The 4509-nt window shown below is 34.9% G+C and carries 7 protein-coding genes; 4 read left to right on the top strand and 3 right to left on the bottom strand.

What is annotated here, in order from left to right:
- Positions 1-657 (top strand): phosphate acyltransferase (locus ABY905_RS14360; RefSeq protein ID WP_372645073.1); only part of this gene is annotated, 657 nt, incomplete at its 5' end.
- A 124-nt stretch (positions 658-781) separates the two neighbouring features.
- Positions 782-1387 carry a trimeric intracellular cation channel family protein gene (locus ABY905_RS14355; RefSeq protein ID WP_372645071.1) on the top strand — a complete coding sequence of 202 codons (606 nt, stop codon included), beginning with the start codon at positions 782-784 and terminating at the stop codon, positions 1385-1387.
- Positions 1388-1429: 42 nt separating this feature from the next.
- On the opposite strand, the gene ABY905_RS14350 is transcribed toward ABY905_RS14355, so the two are convergent.
- Entirely contained in the window at positions 1430-1831 is a 402-nt protein-coding gene (locus tag ABY905_RS14350) for a hypothetical protein (protein WP_372645069.1), read from the bottom strand.
- Between the two features lie 254 nt (positions 1832-2085).
- Between ABY905_RS14350 and ABY905_RS14345 the strand changes: the two genes are divergently transcribed.
- On the top strand, positions 2086-2463 hold the full coding sequence (locus ABY905_RS14345; RefSeq protein WP_372645067.1) for a hypothetical protein: 378 nt from the start codon (positions 2086-2088) through the stop codon (positions 2461-2463).
- A 149-nt stretch (positions 2464-2612) separates the two neighbouring features.
- Positions 2613-3782: an adenylate kinase gene (locus ABY905_RS14340; RefSeq protein ID WP_372645064.1), complete on the top strand. Its 1170-nt coding sequence runs from the start codon at positions 2613-2615 to the stop codon at positions 3780-3782.
- 35 nt (positions 3783-3817) lie between these two features.
- Here the strand turns inward: ABY905_RS14340 and ABY905_RS14335 are convergent, their stop codons facing one another.
- Positions 3818-3982 (bottom strand): hypothetical protein, encoded by a 165-nt coding sequence (locus ABY905_RS14335; RefSeq protein WP_372645062.1) that lies wholly within the window; start codon positions 3980-3982, stop codon positions 3818-3820.
- 56 nt (positions 3983-4038) lie between these two features.
- Positions 4039-4323 (bottom strand): hypothetical protein, encoded by a 285-nt coding sequence (locus tag ABY905_RS14330; protein ID WP_372645060.1) that lies wholly within the window; start codon positions 4321-4323, stop codon positions 4039-4041.
- Positions 4324-4509: the final 186 nt, after the last annotated feature.

Here is a 4509-nt window from a genome sequence, read left to right as displayed (position 1 = left end):
GCAACTATGGTTGAATCTGGTGATGCTGATGCTTTTATCTCAGGATATGCAACCCGTTATTTCGAGACACTTAATATTGCTGAAAAAGTAATTGGTAAGGAAGAAGGAATGAATTCGCTGGTTGGAATGAATATTGTGATGACCAAAAAAGGACCTTTGTTCTTCGCTGATACTACTGTGAATTCTGAGCCTACTGAGGAATCGTTGATTGATACAACATTGATTACGGCTCGTGCCGTTAAGAAATTCAATCAGGAACCAGCAATGGCTATGTTGTCTTATTCTAACTTTGGCGCTGTTAAGAAAGGTAGTCCGAAAAAAGTACACAATGCTATTGAATTCTTGCACGAGAATCATCCTGATTTGGCTGTTGATGGCGAGATGCTATTGAATTTTGCAATGGATAAGAACTTGCGCGATGCAAATTTCCCATTCAACAAGCTTAAGGGCAAAGATGTAAATACACTTATTTTCCCTAACTTAAGTTCTGGAAATATTGCCTATAAGTTGATGCAAGACCTGGGTGATTCTGAGAATATCGGACCAATCATCCTAGGGACAGCTAAGCCTTTTCACGTTGTGCCTATGGGTTGTACTGTACGTGAATTGATTAATATGACTGCTATTGCAGTTGTTGATGCTCAAGAAGAAAAATAAGATGATTTTCGAAGAGTGATTTAGATATCATTCGAAGAAAATATCTAAGAAGAGAATAATACAAAGAGCCTCCTGATACAATTGGGAGGCTCATTTTTAGTAATTTAATCTTAAATTGGAGTCTATGTCTGTAATTTACGCCCTTGATTTGATAGGAACTTTTGTTTTCGCAATCTCAGGAACTCTTTCGGCTGCCAATAAGAAACTCGATTTGTTTGGTGCTTTCTTTACCGGTTTTATAACCGCAATTGGCGGAGGGACATTGCGTGATCTCATACTCGGTAATTTCCCTGTGGCATGGATTTCTGATTTGAATTATTTGCTTGTTATTACTCTTGGAGTTATTGCAACCTTTTTATTTAAAGGACTGATTATGCAATTGAAACGCACCCTGTTTCTCTTTGATACCATTGGGATTGGCGTTTTCACAGTTATTGGCATAGAGAAAGCTATTTCTCTATCTATTCATCCAGTACTAGCTGTCATTATGGGTTTATTTTCAGCAGTAATGGGTGGGGTTATTCGTGATACTTTATGTAACGATATTCCTCTAATATTCCGTAAGGAGATTTACGCTGTAGCATGCATTGTGGGTGGTTTATTATTCTTATTCTTAAAATATTTGCATGTGGATCCGACGGTTAATCTTTTTGTAACGGTTATCTGCATTATTGTTTTCAGATTGGTATGTATTCGGTACAAGTTAAGCTTGCCGGTTTTGAAATATTAAGAATAAAAAAACGAATCCTCAGGGATTCGTTTTTTTTTGTGCTTAACTCATCGAGATGAGGTTGTCCAAATCGAGATATTTGCCAGCATCCTTTCCAAATGATTCAACCTCTTTATCTGTGATTCGATAGGTGCATTTTTCACCATAAGTTCCGGAAAAGAGAATTTGCATTTCCTTATCCTCATCATCTTGCATGATAATGCCAAATAGGTTTTTATGAACCTTATGCTTTTTAAGGTTTGAATTGCAGGATGGACAGAACATATTAATTTTTTCTCCTTCTTCAATATTAAAAGAGGGATGTTTCAATATGGTATAGTCACCAAGTTCCATACTCAAAAGTAGAATTCCTTTTTCTTTTTTATTATTTTTTGCAGCAATAATGATTTTATCGCCAACATTTAAAAAGCTTCGGCAGTGTGGACAAATGTAATTTGCTTTCATAAGGCTTCATTTTTAAGTTTCATTCCAATAGTTTGCTGCTATTCTTTATAATTATGAATTATATAAAAAAGATAAGGCGAAAAAAGAAGAAAGTCAATAATTAATAGCTTTCAATGTCTTAATAGACTCTGATAGTTGCTACAATTATTTTTTAAGTCTGGGTAAATATTTAGAATAAGCTTGGTTAAACTTTCAAAACTTTAATTATTAATCTATATTTGAAAATATCAATAATGCTTTTTTAATACAAATAAATGCTTAGTCTCATCACCTCAATCATTCGTTGGCTTGCACGATTCTTAGGGGTGTTCCTATTCCTTTTTTTTGCATGGTTTGCTATAGAATTTGGAATTGACGATCCTTCTCATATGAGTCCTCAATTGGTTAAACTTTTTTATACCCATATGCTTATGATGTTTGCCTTGCTTATTGTTTGGCGATACGAATTACTCGGGGGTATTATTTTAGTTATAGCTTATTCTTATTTTTCATTAATAAACCATACATTCTGGACTAATCCTATTTATCCGATATTCTTTTTTATTGGTTTGCTTCATCTTTTTTCGTGGGTTTTCCGTTATGGCATAAAACTTATAAGAGGAGGTTTTCTTACTCGACACTTATTTAGATAGTTTCGTATCTAATTTTCGGAAGAGTATTGAGTCGTGAATGATAAATCAATCTTTACATTTTTGGATAAAATGTAAATTTAGTATGTAGGCTTATCTTTTTTTTCTAATTTTGATCGCTGAAATACGACAACAAACATTAATATCTACGCATGTTAAATATAGCATTATTCGGCCCTCCGGGTGCTGGTAAGGGAACTCAATCTAAAATGCTGGTTGAGAAATACAATTTAGCTTACATCTCTACGGGTGATATTTTGCGAGCAGAAATTGCTGAAGGGAGTGAGCTAGGTCTTCAAGCTAAAGATATCATTAAACAAGGAGGATTGGTTCCTGATGAAATCATTGTTCAGATTATTGAGGAAAGAATCACCTCTGATACTGACGTGAATGGTTTCTTATTTGATGGATTTCCTCGTACCACTGTTCAGGCTTATATTCTGGAAGGCTTATTGCTTAAACTGAATACTAAACTTGATTGTATGTTGAGTTTGAAAGTTCCTAACGAGCATTTGAAAAATCGTCTTCTTAAGCGTTCTGAAACTGAAAACCGGTCTGATGATACAGAAGAGGTGATCAATGTTCGAATTCAAGAATATGACACTAAAACAGCCCCTGTAGCCGAGTTTTATGAAGAGAAGGAAATCTATCATCCTATTGATGGAATGGGAGATGTTGGAGAGATTTTTGAACGATTAACTTCTGTTGTTGATCAGACTCTTGAGCATTCATGGATTAATATGGTTCTTTTAGGCCCTCCAGGTTCTGGTAAAGGGACTCAAGGACGCATGTTGGCTAAGAAATTCAATTTGGTTTATATTTCGACTGGTCACTTGATGCGTCAGGAGATTAAGAAGGGAACCGAAATGGGTATTAGTGCCAAGGAATATATTGAAAAAGGGGATATTGTACCAGATGAGATTGCGATTAAATTGATTGAACGTCAGATTAAGACGCATCCTGATGCAAATGGTTTTATTTTTAAAGGATTCCCTCGTACAATCGTTCAAGCCTACATTCTTGATGGCTTGTTAAGAAAAATGCAATCGACAATTACAACTGCTTTGGAACTTGAGGTATCAACCCTAGAATCTATTAAGCGTTTGGCAGCCCGTGGTAAAACATTTAGCCGAAGAGCTTATGATGCGGATACTGATATTATTATTCACCGACTTGAGCAGTACGAAAAGCGTAGTTCTAAAGTAAATGAATATTACACTAAGCAAAATAAAATTCATGTTGTTAATGGTGTTGGAGCCGAGGAGGCAATTTTTGAGGATCTTTCTCAATCTGTAAGCGAGGCACTTAAAACGATTCGATAAACATCCATTACAATCAAAATATAATATCCTGATTCTTATGAGTCAGGATTTTTCTTTTTAAATTCGATAAGTTCTATGGGAGCACCATTGTGCTTAATCATGGCGACTCTCACGTCATCCATTGGCGAATAGGGTTTTGCTAATAGTTCGAACTTATGTTTTTCCAGTTCATGATCTAAGTCTTCAAGCTCAAAAGCCAAATGTGGTATTGTTTTAAGAATACCGATATCTAATTTGTATGAGCCATTTGTACGCTTCAGATATTGAATAAATTAGATATCGGCATTATACCTAAATAATTTTCAGGCCTAAATAGCCTAAACTCTTTTATAAATGGTATTAGCTCATGCATGGGACTATCAAGGTCAAATCTCATCCATTCTATGCCAAAAGGGCTTTCTGTAAATCCGGAGATGTAAAATTTAAATTGAGCTATATAACGTTCATTGGGCATCTTTATTGATGTGGGAATACCTAAATGATGATATTTCCATCCCCAATCTTCCGTTACCATTGGTAATTCATGCTCTTGTCTTGCCATCTTGAATTAGCTTGTATATTGTTTATCTTTAGTCGATTTTTCTAATTCTAATCTGATCGATAAGTACAGCTGTATTTTTAATGTTTTGATTTTTGTTGAATCTCTCAAGTTTTAAACCCAAATCGTTGCTGCCATTTTTTAAGTTGATTTTAATTGTATTAGAAAATCCCCAGTTTTTCCAATCAT

Origin of the sequence: Ancylomarina sp. (genome assembly GCF_041555295.1) — a bacterium.
Classification (GTDB): domain Bacteria; phylum Bacteroidota; class Bacteroidia; order Bacteroidales; family Marinifilaceae; genus Ancylomarina.
The sequence above is the reverse complement of the archived record's forward strand: the minus strand, read 5'-3'. Positions and strand labels throughout refer to the sequence as shown.